This is a genomic window from Flavobacterium proteolyticum (assembly GCF_015223105.1).
In the GTDB taxonomy this organism is placed as follows: domain Bacteria; phylum Bacteroidota; class Bacteroidia; order Flavobacteriales; family Flavobacteriaceae; genus Flavobacterium; species Flavobacterium proteolyticum.
Genome location: NZ_JADFTZ010000001.1, coordinates 1,104,392 through 1,121,922 on the forward strand (window position 1 = coordinate 1,104,392; position 17,531 = coordinate 1,121,922).

The 17,531-nt window shown below is 31.9% G+C and carries 18 protein-coding genes and 1 tRNA gene; 12 read left to right on the forward strand and 7 right to left on the reverse strand.

All coding sequences use genetic code 11. From position 1 onward, the window contains the following. Nucleotides 1-124 precede the first annotated feature (124 nt). Entirely contained in the window at nt 125-418 is a 294-nt protein-coding gene (locus tag IM755_RS04800) for an HU family DNA-binding protein (RefSeq protein ID WP_194094134.1), read from the reverse strand. Nucleotides 419-549: 131 nt separating this feature from the next. Here IM755_RS04800 and mutY point away from each other — a divergent pair, with 131 nt between their 5' ends. From mutY to gldD, 4 genes are read left to right on the forward strand one after another with little or no spacing between them, the layout of a single operon-like run. Further along, the gene (gene mutY / locus IM755_RS04805; RefSeq protein WP_194094136.1) at nt 550-1,599 is read left to right on the forward strand and encodes an A/G-specific adenine glycosylase; all 1,050 of its coding nucleotides are present in this window, start codon (nt 550-552) and stop codon (nt 1,597-1,599) included. A gap of 38 nt (nt 1,600-1,637) precedes the next feature. Continuing rightward, nucleotides 1,638-2,039: a single-stranded DNA-binding protein gene (locus IM755_RS04810; protein ID WP_194094139.1), complete on the forward strand. Its 402-nt coding sequence runs from the start codon at nt 1,638-1,640 to the stop codon at nt 2,037-2,039. 15 nt (nt 2,040-2,054) lie between these two features. Beyond that, entirely contained in the window at nt 2,055-3,347 is a 1,293-nt protein-coding gene (locus tag IM755_RS04815) for a gliding motility-associated protein GldE (protein ID WP_194094141.1), read from the forward strand. Nucleotides 3,348-3,349: 2 nt separating this feature from the next. Continuing rightward, on the forward strand, nt 3,350-3,910 hold the full coding sequence (gene gldD / locus IM755_RS04820) for a gliding motility lipoprotein GldD (protein WP_194094143.1): 561 nt from the start codon (nt 3,350-3,352) through the stop codon (nt 3,908-3,910). Between the two features lie 33 nt (nt 3,911-3,943). Here the strand turns inward: gldD and IM755_RS04825 are convergent, their stop codons facing one another. Further along, entirely contained in the window at nt 3,944-4,312 is a 369-nt protein-coding gene (locus IM755_RS04825) for a heavy-metal-associated domain-containing protein (RefSeq protein WP_194094145.1), read from the reverse strand. Nucleotides 4,313-4,422: 110 nt separating this feature from the next. Between IM755_RS04825 and IM755_RS04830 the strand changes: the two genes are divergently transcribed. Continuing rightward, nucleotides 4,423-5,292, forward strand: coding sequence for a DMT family transporter (locus IM755_RS04830; RefSeq protein ID WP_194094147.1), 870 nt, complete (start codon nt 4,423-4,425; stop codon nt 5,290-5,292). A 50-nt stretch (nt 5,293-5,342) separates the two neighbouring features. Here IM755_RS04830 and IM755_RS04835 read toward each other — a convergent pair whose 3' ends face one another. Further along, on the reverse strand, nt 5,343-7,394 hold the full coding sequence (locus IM755_RS04835) for a M16 family metallopeptidase (RefSeq protein ID WP_194094156.1): 2,052 nt from the start codon (nt 7,392-7,394) through the stop codon (nt 5,343-5,345). 12 nt (nt 7,395-7,406) lie between these two features. After that, nucleotides 7,407-8,732: a M16 family metallopeptidase gene (locus IM755_RS04840; RefSeq protein WP_026725347.1), complete on the reverse strand. Its 1,326-nt coding sequence runs from the start codon at nt 8,730-8,732 to the stop codon at nt 7,407-7,409. 189 nt (nt 8,733-8,921) lie between these two features. On the opposite strand from IM755_RS04840, the gene rplU reads away from it, so the two are divergent. The 4 genes from rplU to IM755_RS04860 all read left to right on the forward strand — a co-directional run bounded on the left by rplU (nt 8,922) and on the right by IM755_RS04860 (nt 11,126). Further along, complete coding sequence (rplU, locus tag IM755_RS04845; protein WP_194094158.1) at nt 8,922-9,344, forward strand: 50S ribosomal protein L21; 423 nt, start codon at nt 8,922-8,924, stop codon at nt 9,342-9,344. 19 nt (nt 9,345-9,363) lie between these two features. Further along, nucleotides 9,364-9,624, forward strand: a complete 261-nt coding sequence (gene rpmA / locus IM755_RS04850) for a 50S ribosomal protein L27 (RefSeq protein WP_026711141.1) — start codon at nt 9,364-9,366, stop codon at nt 9,622-9,624. Between the two features lie 123 nt (nt 9,625-9,747). Beyond that, nucleotides 9,748-9,829: transfer RNA gene (locus IM755_RS04855), tRNA-Leu, on the forward strand. Between the two features lie 73 nt (nt 9,830-9,902). Further along, nucleotides 9,903-11,126: a BaiN/RdsA family NAD(P)/FAD-dependent oxidoreductase gene (locus IM755_RS04860; protein ID WP_194094160.1), complete on the forward strand. Its 1,224-nt coding sequence runs from the start codon at nt 9,903-9,905 to the stop codon at nt 11,124-11,126. On the opposite strand, the gene IM755_RS04865 is transcribed toward IM755_RS04860, so the two are convergent. Both IM755_RS04865 and IM755_RS04870 read right to left on the reverse strand, forming a co-directional pair. After that, nucleotides 11,104-12,462: an LPP20 family lipoprotein gene (locus IM755_RS04865; RefSeq protein WP_194094162.1), complete on the reverse strand. Its 1,359-nt coding sequence runs from the start codon at nt 12,460-12,462 to the stop codon at nt 11,104-11,106. The two genes, IM755_RS04860 and IM755_RS04865, sit on opposite strands and share 23 nt — an antisense overlap. Next, a complete protein-coding gene (locus IM755_RS04870) occupies nt 12,462-14,096 on the reverse strand; it encodes a hypothetical protein (protein WP_194094164.1) in 1,635 nt (544 codons plus the stop codon). Before IM755_RS04870 ends, IM755_RS04865 begins: the two co-directional genes overlap by 1 nt. Nucleotides 14,097-14,255: 159 nt before the next feature. On the opposite strand from IM755_RS04870, the gene IM755_RS04875 reads away from it, so the two are divergent. Then, entirely contained in the window at nt 14,256-14,840 is a 585-nt protein-coding gene (locus IM755_RS04875) for a hypothetical protein (protein ID WP_194094166.1), read from the forward strand. Nucleotides 14,841-14,910: 70 nt separating this feature from the next. On the opposite strand, the gene IM755_RS04880 is transcribed toward IM755_RS04875, so the two are convergent. Then, the gene (locus IM755_RS04880; protein ID WP_194094168.1) at nt 14,911-15,387 is read right to left on the reverse strand and encodes a TspO/MBR family protein; all 477 of its coding nucleotides are present in this window, start codon (nt 15,385-15,387) and stop codon (nt 14,911-14,913) included. Nucleotides 15,388-15,469: 82 nt separating this feature from the next. Here IM755_RS04880 and IM755_RS04885 point away from each other — a divergent pair, with 82 nt between their 5' ends. Both IM755_RS04885 and IM755_RS04890 read left to right on the forward strand, forming a co-directional pair. Then, a complete protein-coding gene (locus tag IM755_RS04885; protein ID WP_194094170.1) occupies nt 15,470-16,546 on the forward strand; it encodes a diphosphomevalonate/mevalonate 3,5-bisphosphate decarboxylase family protein in 1,077 nt (358 codons plus the stop codon). Between the two features lie 46 nt (nt 16,547-16,592). Then, nucleotides 16,593-17,531 (forward strand): mevalonate kinase family protein, encoded by a 939-nt coding sequence (locus tag IM755_RS04890; protein WP_194094172.1) that lies wholly within the window; start codon nt 16,593-16,595, stop codon nt 17,529-17,531.

The following is a 17,531-nucleotide window of genomic DNA, read 5'->3' on the forward strand; positions in this document are numbered from 1 at the left end:
TACTTTTTCTTTTTATGACGGTTTGCTCTCGCTCTTTTCTTACGTTTGTGAGTTGCTACCTTATGTCTTTTTCTTTTTTTACCACTTGGCATAACATGTTGGTGTTTAGATTAATAAATAGTTTTTATACTGTAACTTCTGTTTTTTCTTTAACGCTTTCAATAAACACTTTAGCAGGTTTGAATGCTGGAATGTTGTGTGCAGGAATTTTAATTGTAGTATTTTTAGAAATGTTTCTTCCTGTTTTTTCAGCTCTTGTTTTAATAATAAAACTTCCAAAACCTCTTAAATAAACATTGTCACCAGTTTCTAACGAGTTTTTCACTTCTTCCATAAAAGTCTCAACTGTTGCTTGAACATCTCCTTTTTCAAGTCCTAATTTTTCTGAAATTTTCGCTACGATATCTGCTTTCGTCATTTTCTTTCGTATTTATATTTTGTGTATTTTTTTGAGTTTGCAAATATAAGAATTAAAAAAACAATAATTCAACCTTAATTGATTAAATTTTAATTACTAAAGATTTATTTTTGTTGTCCCAATATAAAAACATGGAATTTTCTAACTCTTTAATTCAATGGTATTTACAAAATAAGCGTGACTTACCTTGGCGAAATACGACTAATCCGTACCACATTTGGCTCTCAGAAATCATGCTTCAACAAACGCGAGTAGCGCAAGGTTTGCCTTATTTTTTGTCTTTTACCGAAGCTTTTCCAACCGTTTTTGACCTGGCGAATGCCGATGAAGAACAAGTGCTAAAATTATGGCAAGGTTTAGGCTATTATTCTAGAGCCAGAAACCTTCATGCCACTGCAAAACATATTGCTTATGAAATAAATGGTGAATTCCCATCTAATTATAAAGGCTTACTAAAATTAAAAGGAGTAGGTGAATATACCGCTGCCGCCATCGCTTCTTTTTCATTTGAAGAACCAGTTGCAGTCTTAGATGGTAATGTGTTCCGAGTTTTGAGTCGATACTTTAATGTAGAAAGTGATATTTCATTTCCCAAAACCAAAACAGAATTCCAATTATTAGCACAGGAACTTTTAGATAAAAAGAATCCTGCCTTGTTTAATCAAGCAATTATGGAATTTGGTGCGTTGCAATGTGTGCCGAAAAATCCAAATTGTGAAGTTTGTGTTTTAAATTCGAGTTGTGCAGGATTACAACATAAAAAAGTAAATGAACTTCCAGTTAAAACCAAGAAAACAAAAGTAACTCCTCGTTACCTTAATTATTTAATTATAAAAGATTCCGATTCTAATTTTATCGTTCAAAAGCGCGAAGGAAAAGGGATTTGGGAAAACTTATACGAATTCCCTGTTCTTGAAACCGAGTCGCAATTATCAGTAAATGAAATTATCGAACAAGTTTCTAAAATGGAATTCTTCAATTTGCAACCTATTGAAGTTATATCACTTCACAACGATGTTAAACTGCATAAGTTGTCACACCAACATTTGAATATTCGCTTTTTTGAAGTGCATTTCGCTTCAAAATTACCTGATTCAAAACCAATTACGGAAATTGAAAAACTTCCTTTTCCAATAGTAATTCACAATTTTATTGTTGCAAATTATTGTAATTCACTTTAAATTACTATTTTTGATTAACCCTAATAAATATATAAGCCATGAACGGAACATTAAACAAGGTTATTTTGATAGGTCATTTAGGTGACGAAGTTAAAATGCATTACTTTGAAGGTGGTAATTGTATCGGACGTTTTCCTTTAGCGACAAACGAAGTATACATCAACAAAACTACCGGAGAAAAAATTACTTCTACAGAATGGCACAACATTGTTGTTCGAAATAAAGCAGCCGAAATTTGCGAAAAATACCTTTCTAAAGGTGATAAAATTTACATTGAAGGCAGAATCAAATCGCGTCAATGGCAAGCAGAAGATGGTGCTACAAAATATACTACTGAAATTCAGGTGACCGAATTTACATTCTTAACTACCAAAAAAGATACCGATTTAAGTAAGTCTTCTTTGCCAACAGGTAGCGCACCAGATGATTATAATGTTTAACTAAATTGAATTAATTTGGATCCTGATCCTGCCAGTTTTCTCCATTCGATAGACTTTGAATTCCTTTTTGGAATAATCGCAATTGTGATATTGCTTGCTTGTTCTGCCTTTATTTCGGGTTCAGAAGTGGCACTTTTTTCTTTGTCTCAAAAGGATATTGACGATATTTCAAACAAAGATTACAACAGCGGAACGCTTATTTCAAGATTATTAGAAAAACCTAAAAAGTTATTAGCAACCATTTTAGTAGCTAATAATTTTGTAAATATTGCCATTGTTATCATTTTCTCCTCTTTTAGCGGACGTTTATTCAACGGAATTGAGTCAACTATAGTGCGTTTTATTTTAGAAGTGGTGGTAGTTACGTTTTTCATTTTGCTATTTGGAGAAGTTTTGCCAAAAATTTACGCCAATCGGAACAATATGGATTTTGCTAAAAAAGTTGCAATTCCGATTTCGATTATGAATAATATTTTATCTCCAATCAGTGTACCAATGCGAAACGGAATTCTTTTTATCGAGAAGAAATTGAATGTTCAAAAAGGAAATTTTTCGGTTGACCAACTTTCACAAGCACTAGAATTAACATCGCAAACAGACACTACTGATGGTGAGCAAAAAATATTGGAAGGAATTGTAACTTTCGGAAACACCGAAGTGCGTCAAGTAATGAGTCCGAGAATTGATGTTTTTGCTTTGAATATTGAAGAAACTTTCTCACAAGTAATGCCGAAAATTGTCGAAAAAGGCTATTCTCGAATTCCAGTTTACAAAGAAAATATCGACCAAATTGAAGGAATCTTATTTATTAAAGATTTAATTCCATACATCGATAATGAAGATTTTGATTGGATCAAATTATTGCGTCAACCTTTCTTCGTTCCAGAAAATAAAAAGCTAGACGATTTATTGAAAGATTTTCAAGGCATGAAAAGTCACTTAGCAGTTGTGGTGGACGAATATGGCGGAACTTCGGGAATTATTTCATTAGAAGATGTCTTGGAAGAAATTGTTGGCGATATTAGTGATGAATTTGATGATGAAGATTTGATTTATTCTCAAATTGATGATAAAAATTTCCTTTTTGAAGGTAAAATTAGTTTGAAAGATTTTTATCGAATTATTGAAGTGGATGAAAATGAATTTGAAAGTAAAAAAGGGGAAGCTGAAACTTTAGCAGGATTCTTACTTGAGATTTCTGGAAATTTTCCAAAGAAAAGACAAAAAATAACGTTTCATAATCTTATTTTTACCATCGAAAATGTAGATAAGAGAAGAATAAAACAAATAAAAGTTACGTTATTGTAATTATGATACAAAATATAGTAAAATTAAGTTGTTTGGGATTGTTTTTAAGTTTGATTTCTTGTGGAGATGAAACGTTGCCAAAACCTAAAGGACAATTGAGTTTGGAATATCCGAAAGCGAAATACTCTAAATTAGAATCGAATTGTTCTTTTACTTTTGAGAAAAACAATTTAGCCTTGATTAAAGATAAATCATGTGCTTTTGAAATCAATTATCCAAAGATGAAAGCCACGATTTATTTGACTCACAAATCAGTAAACAACGATATTGATAAACTATTGCGAGATGCTCAAAAACTTACTTACGACCACGTGGTAAAGGCAGACGATATTACCGAGCAACCTTTTATAAATGGAAAGAAAAAGGTGTATGGAATGTTTTATGAAGTAGGAGGCAATGCCGCAACAAATGCTCAATTTTACGCCACCGATAGCACGAAAAACTTTATTGTAGGAAGTGTTTATTTTTATGCAAAACCTAATTTTGATTCTATTTTACCGGCCGCTCAATATCTAAAAGAAGATATGCGTAGGATAATGGAAACATTAGAATGGAAACAATAAAAAAAAGCCCTGAGATTATCAGGGCTTTTTTTATTACATTTTTTTCGATTCCGTAACTTTGTAAGAATCACCACCAGCAACACCTTCAATGGTTTTGGTTAAGGATTCTAATGATTGTTTTTCAGCGTCGAATTTTACAGTTGCAATTTTAGTATCGAAATCCACAACCGCCTGTCCAACACCTTCTTGTTCTGCTAATTTGTTTTCGATAGTTTTAGCACAACCCATAGCACACGTCATTCCGTCGATAGTAAAACTTGCAGTTTGCATTTTAGCTAAATCAGCTTCAGAAACGGCTTCTTTTTTCGTTTCTTCAACTGCAACTTCTTTGTTTTCTTGTTTGCAACTTGCTAATGAAAGCGTTATTAAAAGTGCTAAACCAATATTTTTTAAATTTTTCATATCTGTGAATGTTAAATTATTTATCTCACAATAAAGACATTGCAAAATTACAAAAATTCATAGTGCTATTTTAAAAATAAAGCCTGAATTTTGACGAACAATTTAGTGCTATGGAAAACAATTCGACAAAATGGTATTTATTAGGCTTTTTAGGCTGTGTTTGGGGAAGTTCCTTCATCTTAATGCAATTGGGATTAAAAGGGGTGAATTCGGTGCAATTAGGAAGTTTGCGAATTCTTTTTGCAGCTATGTTTTTGATTGTTGTTGGATTCAAACAAATTCCTCAAATTCCACTACACAAATGGAAATTTATTGCACTAACTGCTTTATGCGGTACGTTTATTCCAGCGTTTTTATTTGCTTTTGCACTTTCAAAAATTGATGGTTCCATCAGTTCGATATTGAATTCATTAACACCTTTGAATACTCTTTTAGCTGGATTGCTCTTTTTTGGAATGAGTGTGCAACGTAGCCAAGTTTTTGGAGTAATTATAGGTTTTATTGGTTGTGCTTTGCTTGTTTTATTTGGTGACGGAGAAAACACTACCGAAAATTATTATTACGCAATCTTAATTGTAATTGCCTCAATTTTTTACGGGGTAAATGTCAACTTAATTAAAAAATATTTATCCGATTTAAAACCATTGACGATTAGCACGGGAAACTTTTTGATTATGTTTTTTCCAGCTTTAATTGTTTTATACTTTACAGGTTTTTTTGATATTATTCATGAAACAAAAGTGCAAACCTCATTAGGCTTTATTGCTATTTTAGGGATTGTAGGAACTGGTTTTTCGAATATTTTATTCTTTAAGTTAATTCAATTGTCATCACCTGTTTTTGCTTCTTCGGTAACTTATATTATTCCTGTGGTTGCTTTTGTTTTGGGCTATTTATTTATGAATGAAACGCTTTCTGTAATTCAATTGTTAGGCGCTTTAATTGTTTTGATTGGTGTTTATTTTTCGAGTAAGAAATAAAAAAAAGCGCCCAATTTCTTGAGCGCTTTCTGAATTTCATGTTTTGTTTATTATTTGAAATCAGCATCAGTTACACCTTCGTTAATTTTAACTTCAGTTGTAATTAATTCGATTTCGATACCAACATTCATGATGGTTTTATACGGAAATTTCAATCCTTTTACGTCTTTGTAATCTTGGTAGTAAGTAGTCTGAATCATTTTTTGACCACCTTGCTCTAATTCTTTAGATTCAGCAATTTTAAATCCAGTTTTTACATCATAGAAATAAGTAGATTTTCCATTTTTGATAGTATAAGCATCTGTACCATTAATATTTTCAATACCTGTTAAAGTAACATCTTTATCTGTTAATAAAGATAATTCTTTAAAGTTACCTGCCATATCTTGCATGTCTTTCAAATCTTGGTCTTTGAAATCTTTTCTTTGACCTTGTTGTACCATGTAAGCTTCTTTTTCGTTAACCACTTGTTTCATCATTACCATTCCCATAGCCTTCATTTCAACGCCTAATTTTTTAGGAGCTGTTTTTACTACTAATTCTAAAGGTGTCCCTTGAACAGTTCCTGCTGACATTACTGCTAACGTTTTTACGTTTTTAACTGCTTTCTCGCCACCAATAGCATTGATGTAGTTGTTTAAAACCGTTTGAGCTGTAACACCTGCGGGAATTGGCTTTTTAACTTCTGGTTTTTCTGTTGGATTACCATATTTGTCAAAATAGAAAATTGGTAATTTTTCTCTTTTGCTCATTGTTTCTAAACCAGGTAAAACATCTGCTGCTTTTCCTACGATAACGACTCTTGTTTTATCAGATAAGAAATATTTGTTAGCAGCATTTTTGATATCTTCTGCAGTAACTGCATTGATGTTTTTAATGTAGTTTTCGTAGAAATCTTCTGGTAAACCTTGAGTTTCTTTGTTTAAAGCGTAACCAGCAATAGTTGATGGTTTTTCAATTTGCATTACGAAGTTACCAACGTATTTTGCTTTTGCATTTCTTAAATCTTCTTCAGAAACTAATTCTGTTTTGATTCTTTTTAACTCATTGAAAAATTCTACAACCGCACTATCCGTAACTGTATTTCTTACTGAAGCACTTGAACGGAATTTGTTGATGTATTTTCCAGCTCCAATTGAAGAGTAAGCACCGTATGTCCAACCGTGTTTTTCACGTAAGTTTAGGAATAATCTTCCTTCACCTCCACCACCTAAAATTTGGTTAGCTAATAAAACTGAAAAATATTCTTTATCTGTCATTTTTAAGTTTGACAAGTTTACTAGAGCGATTTCAGATTGTACTGCATTTGGAGTATCAATAAAGTTGATTTGGCTGTATTGAACGTCTTTTGGAGAAGTGTAAGATAGTTGCGGAGCAGTAGCTTTTTTCCAAGTTCCAAAAAGTCTTTCTACTTCTTTTTTAACTTCTTTAAAGTTAACATCTCCTACAATTACTAAATAAGCATTTGCTGGAACGAAATACGTGTTATAATTCATAACAACGTCGTCTAATGTTACATTTTTTAAAGTTTCTTCACTAGTGAATTCTCCTTTGTAGTGTTCTTTTCCAAACGTTAATACGTTTTCTACTCTACGAGCAATAGCGGTAACGCTTTTTTCATCTGATTTTAAACCTTCGATGATTTTTTCTTTTTCTTTTTCGAATTCTTTTTGGTCAAATAATGGGTTTAATGCACCATCTGCCATTAATTCTAAAATTCTTTTTGAATATCTAGAAAGTCCATTTGCCGAAGCTCCAGAAGCATAAAAGTTAATGTCCGCTCCTAAGAAGTCGATTTCTTCATTATATGCGTCTTTAGTAACAGTCTCTGTTCCATTACCTAGCATTCCACTTAAGATATCAGAAACGCCTTTTTTGTTTCCTTCTGCATAAGGCGGGTTATCCAATGTTAGATTGAAAGAAACACGTGGTAATTTGTGATTTTCCACAACTAAAACTTTCAAACCGTTTTTAAGAACAAAACTCTGAGGCTTGTTAATGTTAATTGTAGGAGCTGGTCCTGCTTTTGGTTGTGGTCTGTCTTGTGCTTGCATAGTTATTGTTAAAAATAAACTGGCTGCTATGTATATAAATTTTTTCATATTCTTCAAATCTTAGTTTTGAGCTTTGTCTTTAGCAGGAACATAATCTAAAATCATTCTTTGGTTTGAGTTTAGATATTTTTTTGCAACATCTCTAATTTCTTCTCTTGTGATAGAACGATAAATATCAATTTCAGTATTGATTAAGTTGATATCACCATATAACATATAGTAAGTAGCTAAATTATCTGCAATTCCTTCAACAGAAGCATTGTTACTTACATAGTTGCTTTCGAATTTATTTTGAAGTTTTTGGAAATCTTTTTCAGAAATTAATTCGTTTTGCATTTTTGCGATTTCCTCATCAATTTCTTTTACAAGAGATTCTGTTGTATTTTGTCCCATTGGTAAACCATAGATTAAATACATTCCGTAATCTTCCTGACTGTAGTTAAAAGCTCCAATTTGTAAAGCCATTTTTTTATCGTCTACAATTTTCTTGTATAATTTCGAACTTTTACCATCAGAAAGGTAAGAAGAAATCATATCTAATACTCTAGCATCACGAGTTTTCATAGATGGCGTTCTGTAAGAAGCTACCACCATTGGAATTTGAATGTTTGGATCTTGCCAAGTTGCTTTAAATTCTTTTGTAATAGGCGCTTCTTCTACTTTAGTTCTTGTTACTGGTGCTCCTTTTGGAATAGCGCTAAAATATTTTTTCACCCATTCTTTTGCTTGCGCTTTGTCAAATTGACCTGCAATTACTAAAACCGCATTGTTAGGCACATAGAATTTTTTATTAAACGCTAAGAATTCCTCTAAAGTAGCAGCGTCTAAATGTTCCATTTCTCCAATGGTTGTCCATTTGTATGGATGTACTTTAAACATGTTTTCTTTAACTGCTTTGATTAGATTTCCATAAGGTTGATTGTCAACACGTAATCTTTTTTCTTCTTTAACTACTTCGTTTTGTGTGTCAACACCTTTTTGGTCAATTACTGGATGCATTAATCGTTCTGATTCCATCCAAATAGCTAATTCTAGATTGTTTGAAGGGAAAACTTCGTAATAATACGTTCTGTCGTCAGTAGTATTAGCATTATTGTTTCCTCCGTTTGCTGTAACTAGTTTAAACCATTCGCCTTTACCGATGTTTTTTGTTCCTTCAAATAAAAGGTGTTCAAAAAAGTGAGCAAAACCAGTACGGTTTGGTTGTTCGTCTTTTGCTCCTACATGGTACATTACCGATGTAATTACCACAGGTGCAGAATTATCTTGATGAAGTACAACATGTAATCCGTTGTCTAAATCAAATTCCTCGAATGTTACTTTTTGAGCAGAAGCAGTTCCGCCAAGCATTAGTGCAGTACCCAAAGCCATTAAAGATTTTTTCATACGTTATTAATTTGTTTGATATAATTGTAATAAGACGCAATTTCGGGATAATGTTACAATTTTAAGTAACATTTTACTTGAAAAAACATTAAAATTCGGTTTTGAGATATTTTATTTATAAGTATAGTTGTTTGGTTTATAAATTATTGTATATTTGCAACCTTAAAATTTTTAACTAAAATCATTGTTATGTACGCAATCGTAGAGATAGCAGGGCAACAATTCAAAGTAAGCAAAGACCAAAAGGTTTATGTTCACCGTTTAGCTTCAGAAGAAGGAACTAAAGTTTCTTTTGATAAAGTTCTTTTATTAGATGAAAACGGAACAGTAACTTTAGGCGCCCCAGCTGTAGAAGGTGCTTCAGTAGAAGCCAAAGTGTTACAACACTTAAAAGGTGATAAAGTAATCGTTTTCAAAAAGAAAAGAAGAAAAGGTTACAAAAAGAAAAACGGTCACAGACAATCTTTCACTCAAATTTTAATTGAAGGAATCGTTGCTGCTGGTGCTAAGAAAAAAGCTGCTAAAAAAGAAGTTGAAGTTGAAGTAACTGAAGCTACTGAAGAAGTTAAGCCAAAAGCTAAAGCAACAAAAAAACCAAAAACTGAAGAATAACATTTAAAAATATTACGTCATGGCTCACAAGAAAGGTGTCGGTAGTTCGAAGAATGGTAGAGAATCAGAATCGAAACGTTTAGGCGTTAAGATTTATGGTGGTCAAGCTGCTATTGCTGGAAACATCATTGTTAGACAAAGAGGTTCGAAGCACAACCCAGGTGAAAACGTTTACATGGGTAAAGATCATACTTTACATGCTAAAGTTGATGGAGTTGTAAAATTCCAGAAAAAAGGAGAAAACAAATCATTTGTATCTGTAATTCCTTTCGAAGCTTAATAATTTTATTTAGCAATATATTAAAAACCTCTCTTTTTGAGAGGTTTTTTTATTAAAATAAATGTGGTTTGTGTTTGCATATTTAATGCATTTGCCTATATTTGCACCCACAATTATGCATACGCGGGTATGGTGAAATTGGTAGACACGCCAGACTTAGGATCTGGTGCCGCAAGGTGTGAAGGTTCGAGTCCTTTTACCCGCACTTAAAGCTCTAACGAAAGTTGGAGCTTTTTTAATTTAAAATAATTACTTTTATTCAAATTAAAATAAACTCATTGAACTCAAAATACGACATTATCATTATTGGCGGAGGCGCAGCTGGATTTTTTACAGCTATCAACATTGTAGAAAAAAATCCAAATCTAAAAGTAGCTATACTTGAAAGAGGAAAAAGCGTTTTAGAAAAAGTACGTATTTCTGGCGGTGGTCGTTGTAATGTGACACATGCGTGTTTTGTGCCGAATGATTTGGTAAAGTTTTATCCAAGAGGCGAAAAGGAATTGAAAGGTCCGTTTCATCAATTTTGCTCTGGCGATACGATTGAATGGTTTGAAAAACATGGAGTTGAACTAAAAATTGAAGACGATGGTAGAATGTTTCCCGTTTCCAACTCATCGCAAACAATAATTGATTGTTTTTTAAAAGCAACTCAAAAACTTAAAATCGATATTTTAACGGGTCATAGTGTTCAGGAATTGTATCAAGGAGAAAATTATTGGAAAATTTCGACTCATCATGAGGTTTTCAGTTGCCAAAAAGTGGTTATAGGAACTGGAAGTAATCCGAAGATGTGGGAATTACTACAAAATCTTGGACATTCGATTATCGAACCTGTTCCTTCGTTATTTACATTTAATATTAAAGACTCGCGAATAAAAGATTTAATGGGACTTTCGGCTTTTGCATCGGTAAAAGTAAAGAAATCGAAATTACAAGCATCTGGACCTTTATTAATCACTCATTGGGGAATGAGCGGTCCCGGAATTTTGAGACTTTCTGCGTGGGGAGCAAGAGAATTAGCGGATAAAAAATATCAATTTGCCATTCAAGTGAATTGGTTAAACGAAACCGATTTTGAAGAAGCTATCGATTTATTGAAAAACATCAAAGAGGAGAATTCTAAAAAATTAGTAGCAAAATACGCGCATTTCGATTTGCCAAAACGCCTTTGGGAAAATCTCGTAAAAGCATCAGGAATTACAGAGGAAACCAAATGGGCAGATGTGAATAAGAAACAATTGAATACGTTAGCCGAACAATTAACCAATGGCGAATTTCAAGTTAACGGCAAAAGCACGTTTAAAGAAGAATTCGTTACTGCTGGCGGAATCGACTTGAAAGAAGTGAATTTCAAAACCATGGAAAGTAAAATTTTACCCAATATGTTTTTCGCAGGTGAAATTTTAAACATTGATGCAATTACGGGCGGTTTCAACTTTCAAAACGCTTGGACTGGCGGATTTATTGTGGCTAATGCTATAACATCGCTTGAATCATAGCGTTATAATTCACGATTTTAATTTTATCTACTAGCGATTGTAAAGCATCTTGCTCTGCTAATTCTTTACTTGAGCCAATCCCGATAATGTTGTGAAGCGTTTCTTGATACACAATGTGATTGTTTACATTGGTAATTTTAATACGGCTTTCTAGTTTTGTAGAAATTTTACCATTTACTTCTAAGTTTTCAATCTTTTTACTTTCAATGGTAATAGTAAAATCTTTTTTTGCTTTTCTTGAAGCTAAAGTGAAATAATCGGCAGAAAAAACCTGAAACAATTCATCTTCTAGAGCATTCAAATTTTTCTTAGAATTTTCCATTAAATAAATGTCAAATTCAATTGTTGGTAATTGTTTTGAAATCGCTAATTCGAATTTTTTAGATTGATAATTTTCGAATATTTTTTGAACTACTCGGTTTTGACTTAAATTTTTTACCAAAGAATACGTATCTAAAACAGCAGTGATTTTTTCTAAATTGTTTTTACTACAATTTCTTGGAATAATTAATGAAATAGTGCCATTGTTCTCCGAAACCAAATTCAAACTTTGCCCAGGTTGCCAAGAATAAAAAATAGAAACAGGAATATTACTTAATGCTTTATTTTGAGATTGAATGGTTATGGGTTGAATGGAGATGTCTTTAGCGTCAGTAGCATGTCGGATGTTTAATTGCTTTACAGGAAATACGATTTCGATTTGGTTCAAATTTGCAAAAATAGTATTCATTAAAAGACTAACGTAAGGTCTTTCTGTTTGATTTTCTTTGTAGCGTAAATCTTCGTTTAAAAACTCACTAATGTCTTCTAATGCTAAAATTTGTTGTTTAATTGCTTCAGAAAAATCTTTTTCAGCAGTTAGTTTTTTCGCATAATCAAATTTGAAAATGGAAGTTTCTAAGGCTTTATTAATTCTGGCTTTTCGTAATTGTTGGTGTTTTTGTTTGGATAAACTCAAATAGGTGTAATAGTAATTTTCGGTTTCAAAAACATCTACCACATCATATCCTTCCAAGAATGAAGCACTGGAAACCATACTGTTCATGCGATAAAACTCATTAAAAGTATCGTCGTATTGAAAAACGTTTAACGAATTATTACTAGAAACCGTAACCGAAATACTATTTGAAATTTCGGTTAAAGCCATTTTTTGCGCTTTTTCTCTGTAATCAGACGAAGCTTTTGATGCCATTCCAATTCCGATATAATTGAAATTACTCAAAGGTGTTTTAGAAACCCATTCTGGTGCGTTTTCAGGAATTGCGGAATTGTTTTTAGAACTTCCACATGAAAGAAAAAGAAAAAGACTAGTAAGTAAAACGATATATTTAAGCATTATTCTTCTGGATTAAAAAGCAAAACTTCAGAAACAATTCGTTTTCTAAAATCGGTTAAAATGTTGTCAACTAATAATTGATTGTTAATTTGATCACTAGTCTGAAACAAGGTTTGTAAATTTTTATAATTTGAATCGTCTCTCATAATTCTGTCAGCAGTCATACGAGTTGGATAAATCATTTTATAACTTGAACCACTATTACGTGCATATCGTAATTCTTGCTCTTCATTTTTTTGAATGGTTTTTTGCATCAAAATTTTTCCGCTGGCAATGTCAACTAATCGATAAGTTATGCTAGATTGTAATGTGCTTCTTTTTTCGTATTCTTTATAAACAACCATTTTTTCAACTAATGAATCAGCACCATTACGGGCTTTTAATTTTTTTACTTCTAATCCATTAACATCATAACTTCTAACAGGTTCGTCTTGTAACTGATATTGATTAATATGTATTGTTAAAACCGCTTTTGCATTTGTTCTTACATAAAAATTATCTATGTATCGCTTTAATTGTGTGTTGTTTTTGCTTGTCTCCGAAATATTATAATACGGAGAAGAAATGTCATTGCTTCCTTTAATGATTTTTACAAACGGATTTTTGCTTGCTAAAATATCTTCAATAACAGCATTTTGAATGTTACTTTCAAAACCACTTGAGTTTCTTCCTCTATATGATTCTACGATAATTGGATATTCTGCACATACTAAAGCATCCGACTTTAACTCATCAGCATTTTTATAACTATCAAATCTTTGAATAATGTCATCCAATCCTAAATAAGCGGTTCTGCATTTTCCTTTCTTTAAATCTTTAATCGCTTTTCTGTAGATAGGTTCACTATAGGCTTCACGGTGTAAATTTTTAACATCTAAATAGTTGCTGTTTATGTTCTTAACCTGCTCAAAAGCCAATTCTGCTTCTTTAAAGTTTTCTTGCATTAAATAATAACTTCCTTCTTTGTAGCGCTCGTTTAATGCTTGTTGCAATTTGTTTTTTACGTCTTTATAATTAGCCTCACGAGTGTAAATCTCATTCCATTTATCATAAGCAGGCATGTATTTTTTTTCTCCAAAAAGTTGAATTCCAGTTAGATAAATAGGTTCGTTAACGGCGATACTTAGTTGCTTAGGAGTGTCTTTATAATTTGCATTGAATTTGGAAATGGTGTTAAAAACACTTTCTGCTTCTGCAAATTTTTGTTCGGAAAGAAATTTAATTCCTAGATCATACTGACCAATTAAATATTGATCTAAGTTTTTATTATAAATCGCTTTGGTTTGTTGGTCAATATCTAAATTCTTGGTAAAATAGTTAACTTGGTTTACAAAACTATTCAAATTGAAGTATTCGTTTACAACACCTTCTTTATCTCCTTTTTCGTTTTTGGTTGCGATTGAAAAAGCGGTTTCTGAGATGTGTAATTGCGCACTTCTTCTTAAGGCATTTTCAATTTCTGGTAAATTAGGTTTTTTAAATAATACACCTAAATACAATTCAGAAGCTTGTTTAAAATTTCCTGCTTTTTCCATTTCGGCTCCTTTTTTCAAGGTCGAATTTTTAACACTACAAGCAAATAAGAATAGGAATAATAGTACACTTAAATATTTTGGGGTAAAGTTTAATTTCATAAATTGGCACGTATTTTGTTAAATATGTTAAAGTTAAATGGCAATTTTAAAACAAAAATAACAAACAAACGTTTTTTTTAGTTGTTTTTTTTGTTAATATTGACAAAACTTTCAAATTTGATACCAAAAAAGAGTGTTTAACAAATAATTATACAAAAAATGAGAAAAATTACAAACATGAGAAATACAATTTTAGTAGGTTTATTAGTGCTTAGTGCCGCTTCTTGTAGAAGTAAAAAAGAAGAAAAACCAGTTGATGCTCCAAAAGGAGAAACAAAAGTAGAGGTTTTGTGTAGTGGTCCAAAATACTTCACCGATAAAGATTTCTTTAGAGCAAATAGTGTTGGTGAAAGTCCAGATCAAGCAAACTCTAAAAGAATGGCATTAAGTAATGCACGTTTAGAATTAGCAGGACAAATTGAAGTTACTTTGAAAGCGGTTATTGATAACTACTTTAACGATGTAAATTCAGCTGGGAAACAAGAATACATTGCTAAATATGAAGGATTAAGCCGTGAGGTAATCAATCAGTCAATCTCTGGAACTAAAACAATCTGTGAAGAATTAACTAAAACAGCAACTGGGAAATATAAAACTTATATTGCAATTGAGTTAAATAATTCAGCATTATTAAATACTTTAAACAATAGAATTTCTGCTGATGATCGTTTGAAAGTTGATTACAACTACGAAAAATTCAAAGAAACTTTCTATAAAGAAATGGAAGAAATGGGAAATAAATAATCCTTTTCAACATATAAAAAAAAGGCGATTTCAATTTGAAGTCGCCTTTTTTATTTTATAAAAATGTTGATTATCGATTCAGCCAATAAATGCTTCCTGTTAAAATGGAGGCAAATCCAACCCAAGCTAAATATGGAATTAATAAATATCCTGCTTTTTTGTCAACCTGTTTGAAGATGTAATACGTTTCGTAAATAATCAACCAAAGCAAAATAATTTCGATTAATGCTAATAAAATATTATTTAATCCAAAGAATAAATACGACCATAAAGCATTTAAAAGAAGTTGTGCCGTAAAAAACAACAATCCTTTTTTTACCAATTCTTTGTTCGATTCTAACTTATTCCAAACCATTCCTGCAGCAATTCCCATTAGGATGAAAAGCATGGTCCAAACCGGTGCAAAAACCCAATTTGGGGGATTGAAAATTGGTTTTTCAATTGTTGGGTACCAGGTTTTTATACTAGATTGTGTTACATTACTAGATAAGTAACCAACAGCCAAACAAATGGCAACACAGTATATGATTTTAAGATATTTACTCATGTTTTCAATTTTATAGGCAAATTAACGAAATATCAAGGGAACAAATCAATCAAAATCGGTATTTTTGTCAAAATTTTAAGCTATGCTTACCGAAAAAGATTTTATCGCAACTTCATATAATTCCATTGAATCCGCTAGTTTCGAATGGAGCGCGCCTAGTAATATTGCCTTAGTGAAATATTGGGGAAAGAAAGAAAACCAAATTCCAGCCAATCCTTCGATAAGTTTTACGTTAAACAATTGTAAAACAATTACGAAGTTAGATGTAGTTAAAAAATTGGAAAACAATAGTTTTTCATTCGATTTACTTTTTGAAGGAAAACCAAAAGAAGATTTCAAACCAAAAATTCAAAAATTCTTTGAAAGAATCGAAAAATATTGTCCGTTTTTAAAAGATTATCATTTTAAAATTGATACCCAAAACACCTTTCCACACAGTTCAGGAATTGCTTCTTCTGCATCTGGGATGGCAGCTTTAGCAATGAATATCATGAGTTTGGAGAAAACAATTAATCCAGCCATTTCTGATGACTATTTTTATTCAAAAGCTTCATTTTTAGCAAGATTAGGAAGTGGAAGTGCGTGCAGAAGCATCAAAGGGGAAGTGGTTGTTTGGGGAAATCATGTTCAAATTAATGGGAGTTCGGATTTGTTTGGAGTGGAATTTTCAGAAATTCATTCCAACTTCAAAAACTATCAAGACACGATTTTATTAGTAGATAAAGGAGAAAAACAAGTTTCGAGTACGGTTGGACACGATTTAATGCATAATCATCCTTATGCCGAAAGACGTTTTGCTCAAGCACACGAAAATTTATCTCAAATAAAAGCAATTTTATCATCAGGAAATGTAGCAGAATTTATCAAAATTGTAGAAAGCGAAGCTTTGACTTTACATGCGATGATGATGACTTCGATGCCTTATTTTATTTTGATGAAACCCAATACATTGGAAATCATCAATAAAATTTGGAAGTTTAGAAATGGAACCCAAATTCCAGTTTGTTTTACGTTAGATGCAGGAGCAAATGTACATGTTTTGTATCCTGAAAGTGTAAAAGAAAATGTATTGCAATTTATTCAAGATGAATTAGTTGGCTATTGTCAAAATGGTCAGTATATTTGCGATGAAATTGGAAATGGTGCTAAATCAAATTAATTTTGTACATTTACTCATTGTTTACTGAAAAAGAAAACTGAAATCTATGAAAGGACCACTTTTTTACTCAAAAATATTACTTTTCGGAGAATATGGAATTATCCAAGATTCGAAAGGACTTTCAATTCCTTATAATTTTTATAATGGTGCTTTAAAGAACGATGGAAATTCGTCTGAAAGTGCTATTAAATCAAACGAAAGTTTAAAGAAATTCGTTGTTTATTTAGAGCAATTGCAAACGGAGCAACCTGAGTTGGTAACTTTTGATTTGGCTTTATTGCAAAATGATGTAAATAACGGAATGTATTTCGATTCTAGTATTCCGCAAGGATATGGAGTAGGAAGTAGTGGTGCTTTAGTTGCGGCGATTTATGATAAATATGCGAATGATAAAATCACAGTTTTAGAAAATTTAACGCGTGAGAAATTATTGCAATTAAAAACGATTTTCTCTCAAATGGAATCGTTTTTTCACGGAAAAAGTTCAGGTTTAGATCCGTTGAATAGTTATTTGAGTATTCCAATTTTAATCAATTCGAAAGATAATATTGAAGCAACTGGAATTCCAACGCAAAGTACACAAGGAAAAGGTGCTGTTTTCTTAATTGATTCTGGAATTGTGGGTGAAACTGCTCCAATGGTTTCGATTTTCATGGAAAACTTAAAGGATAACGGTTTCCGTACGATGTTAAAATCACAATTCATTAAATATACCGATGCTTGTGTGGAAAATTTCTTGCACGGCGATGTAAAATCGTTATTAGAAAACACCAAACAATTATCAAAAGTAGTGTTGAACAACTTCAAACCGATGATTCCAGAGCAATTTCACCAAGTGTGGCAAAAAGGAATTGATACCAACGATTACTACCTAAAATTATGTGGTTCTGGCGGTGGCGGTTATATTTTAGGATTTACTCAAGATTTAGATAAAGCAAAAGAGTCGCTAAAAGACTATAAATTAGAAGTAGTTTATAATTTCTAG